Source organism: Poseidonibacter sp. (assembly GCF_041821165.1).
Classification (GTDB): domain Bacteria; phylum Campylobacterota; class Campylobacteria; order Campylobacterales; family Arcobacteraceae; genus Poseidonibacter.
The window spans coordinates 1-3,662 of the sequence record NZ_JBGUES010000213.1; the positions used below are offsets into that span (position 1 = coordinate 1).

6 protein-coding genes are annotated in these 3,662 nt (G+C 25.9%); all 6 read right to left on the minus strand.

Annotation, left to right across the window (positions count from 1 at the left end; translation table 11 throughout):
- Nucleotides 1–400: hypothetical protein (locus tag ACERKK_RS12155; protein WP_373773341.1), on the minus strand; the 400-nt coding region annotated here is incomplete at its 3' end.
- Between the two features lie 3 nt (nt 401–403).
- Nucleotides 404–865, minus strand: a complete 462-nt coding sequence (gene flgC, locus ACERKK_RS12160) for a flagellar basal body rod protein FlgC (protein WP_373773342.1) — start codon at nt 863–865, stop codon at nt 404–406.
- A gap of 12 nt (nt 866–877) precedes the next feature.
- On the minus strand, nt 878–1,171 hold the full coding sequence (gene fliE, locus ACERKK_RS12165) for a flagellar hook-basal body complex protein FliE (RefSeq protein WP_373773343.1): 294 nt from the start codon (nt 1,169–1,171) through the stop codon (nt 878–880).
- Between the two features lie 22 nt (nt 1,172–1,193).
- Nucleotides 1,194–1,511 (minus strand): hypothetical protein, encoded by a 318-nt coding sequence (locus ACERKK_RS12170; RefSeq protein WP_373773344.1) that lies wholly within the window; start codon nt 1,509–1,511, stop codon nt 1,194–1,196.
- Between the two features lie 67 nt (nt 1,512–1,578).
- A complete protein-coding gene (locus tag ACERKK_RS12175) occupies nt 1,579–2,385 on the minus strand; it encodes a P-loop NTPase (RefSeq protein ID WP_373773346.1) in 807 nt (268 codons plus the stop codon).
- A gap of 12 nt (nt 2,386–2,397) precedes the next feature.
- The gene (gene flhF / locus ACERKK_RS12180; RefSeq protein ID WP_373773345.1) at nt 2,398–3,549 is read right to left on the minus strand and encodes a flagellar biosynthesis protein FlhF; all 1,152 of its coding nucleotides are present in this window, start codon (nt 3,547–3,549) and stop codon (nt 2,398–2,400) included.
- Between the last annotated feature and the right edge of the window lie 113 nt (nt 3,550–3,662).

Below are 3,662 nucleotides of genomic sequence, written 5' to 3' on the forward strand. Positions count from 1 at the left end.
CTAATAAAGAAAGAGAGGATTTATTATCAGAATTTTGATTCTTCTCATTACTTATATTCTGATCTTTTTCTTTTATATTATTATCTGTTTTTTTAATAGAATCTTCATCTTTTATTTTTTCTGTAGTTTTTGAATTATCTTTAGATGAAGATGTATCTTTTTTATTTATACTACTTTCATCAGTAGATATTTTTTCATTTGAACTTTTACTTTGAGTATTTTTATCAGTTTCTAAATTTTGATTTTTATCGTTTTCTTTAGATTCTACTGTTTTATTATTGCTAAGTAAAGTATCAAAGAAAGAAGGTTTTTCTTTTGCAGGAGAATTATCTGATACAGTTTTTGTATTTGTTTTTTCTGAAGATGAATTACCTAATATATTGCCTGTTTGATTAATCATAATCTATGCTTTTAATATTTCTAAAGTTTTTGTATCAATATTTTTATGAGTATTAAAAGAAGCAACATTTGCTTCATAAGATCTCATAGCCTCAATTAAATCAACCATCTCAATTACAGGATTAATATCAGGATAAGCTACATATCCTTCTTCATTTGCATCAGGATGACTTGGTTCATATCTCATAATTGGGTCATTATTTGTTTCAGTTATTGCCTTAACTCCTACACCTCTTAAAGATTGTGCAGAATTTGAATTATTATTCATTTCAACATCATTAGCATTTGTTTTCTTACCACTTTGTAATAAAACATCTTCAAATACAACTTGTTGTTTTTTATAAGGTCCACCTTGTTCAGTGTGAGTAGTTTTTGCATTTGCTATATTCGCACTTACAACATTTATCCTAGTTCTTTGTGCACTCATTCCTGAAGTTGCAACATTATAACCATCAAAAAAACCCATAATTTATCCTTATTAAATTTGCATTCGCATAACTTCTTTATATGCGCTAATTGCTTTATTTTTTACTTCAAGCCCTAACTTTAGTGATAATTCAGCTTCTTCAATTTTTTGTACAGCCTCTTGAAGATTTGCTACTTTACCAGTTGCAATTCCTTCCATTGCTTTATAACCTTCTACTTGATGTTTATTAACATCTGATACAGCGTTATTTAACATACTTTGAAAAGATTGACCCTCTTCATTTGTATTATTTTGTTTATTTAAATTTATTGAATTAACTGTATTTGCTATTGATGAAATATTCATTTACTATTTCCTTAACTATTTTTTAAGATTTTTCACTTGCAACTATCTCTTGAACATTTAATTCATTCATCATTGCATCTATTTTTTCTTCATTGTAATTAAATTCTATTTCAGTTTTTTTATTTTCTAAACTAAATAAAGAAATTATCATAGAAAGCATTATATTACTAATACCTTTTAAAATTGTTGTTATTGCCATAATTCCAATAATCATTTCAAGTGGAGTAAATAATTGTGCATTAATAACAAAAAATATTAATGTTGCAAAAAATCCAGTCCCTATATATAAACGGAATAATCCACTGTTTATTACATTTTGTGAAAAACGTTCAACTACCATGATTTTCTTCTCATGTAAACAGTAATAAAAGCATTAAAAAAATCAAATGCTCGCACGTAACCAACCCTTAGTGAATATTTTTTATTAAATAATCTATTATAACCTGCATTTGTTTAGTTGATTCATCCAAAATAAACTCTTTTGTGAATAACTTTCTTAACCTTCCGGTTGTCGATATTTGCGCAGATGTAGAAACATTACCTATATATTCTACCATAAAATCACTATTTAGTCTATTCTTTTGTGCCAATTTTACTAAAGAGTTAGATATTGTTTCACCAATTTTATAATTTCTTGTATGATTAAAACATAACATCAATTTAGATTTACCTAATGAAAGCATTTTCATTAAAGAATAAACATCAGTTAAAGCACTTGGATCCGTTGTTGTTAAAGCTAGAATATTATCAGATATTGATAAAAATTCTTTTACATAATCATTTAACCCAGCACCTGTATCAACTAATAAAATATCAAATTCATTTAATGCAATTATATCTTCTGCAACCCTTGTATATACAAATGTATTTGAATGATTCGAATATTCATATCCACTTTTTCCTGCTATTAAAGATACATTGGGATATTCAGTTTTTAGAATAATTTCATCTAAAGATTTTCTTCCATCAATATAGTCAAAAAAAGTAGTTTTAGGTTTTATATCAAATAATACCTGCATATTTGCTAAACCAATATCAGCATCAAGAACTGCTATCTTAAGACCTTTTTGAGCTAGTAAATATGCTATATTTGCTGTAAAAGTAGATTTACCAACTCCACCTTTTCCTGATGTTATTGTAATTAATTTGGTTTTTGATTTAGTTTTTACATTATTTGTAAGTCCTATTAACTTACTTGCTTGTGTAGATATCATATTAAACAAATATTATCTCCGTATACAAGCATTATTCATAAAACATTCAATTAAAAATGATGAATCAGAAACAATTAAATCATCAGGAACATTCTGACCAATAGAAAAGTACGTAATTGATTTTTTTGTTTTATGTGCAAAAGAAATAAGATTACCAAAACTTCTAGTTTCATCAAGTTTTGTAAATGTTAAATAATCAATATTTAATCTAGAATAGTTTGTATAGATTTCTAATAAATCACTATATTTAACATTTGCAGGTAATACTAAAATTTTTTCTATTGATAATTCATCAACTTTCTTTTGATATTTATTTATTAGTTCAATTTTATCAACATCATATTGGCTTGAACCTGCTGTATCTATAAAAATATAATTACAATCTTTTAACCTTAATAATGCTTCTGATAAACCTTCTGGTTTTTTAACTACTTCAAGAGGTAATCTCATAATATTTGTATATGCTTGAAGTTGTTCAATTGCTCCAACTCTAAATGAATCTAAAGTAACAATACCAACTTTATAGTTTTGACCTAGTTTATATGCATATCTTGCTGCTAATTTCGAAATAGTTGTAGTTTTTCCAACACCTGTTGGACCAACCATCATTATTATTTTTCTTTGATGTTTTCTTAATGGTAATTCATGCTTAATGGGAATAACTCGTCTTAAAACTAATTTAAAGAAATCTGTAACTTTTGAGGGATTAACTTTTAATGAAATAGGTAATTGTTTAATTGTTTTTTTCATTATGGTATAAGTCATTTCTTGATCAAATTCATTTTTTTCAAAAAGATTATAAATATCAACAAATTCAGGAGGGATATTTAAATCATATAATTGACTTTTAGGATTCCATATTGATTTTTGAACTTGTTCTAAAACACCTTGCATTTTAAGAATTTCTTCTCTAAAATCATAAACATTTGCATGCATTGGTTTATTTGTTCCAGAAGATTTTGTTATTGCTTTTTTTGTATATTGTAGATTTCTCTTATCATATTCATCTTCAAGAGCAACAACAACTTCATACATATCTTTACCACTTTCATTAGCATTAGATACTTTTTTTGTTGAAATAACAATAGCATCTTCACCACATTTTTCTTGTGCTAAACGTAAGGCATTTGTTGGAGTCTCTCCTAAAAAAGATAACATATTCATTTTAATCTTCCATCTTTATATATTTTTTCAATAGTACCATCATCTTTTTTTATACGAATAAACTTATCATTTTCAAAAATCACTTTACCCTTTTTTTCAATTTCCAATAAACC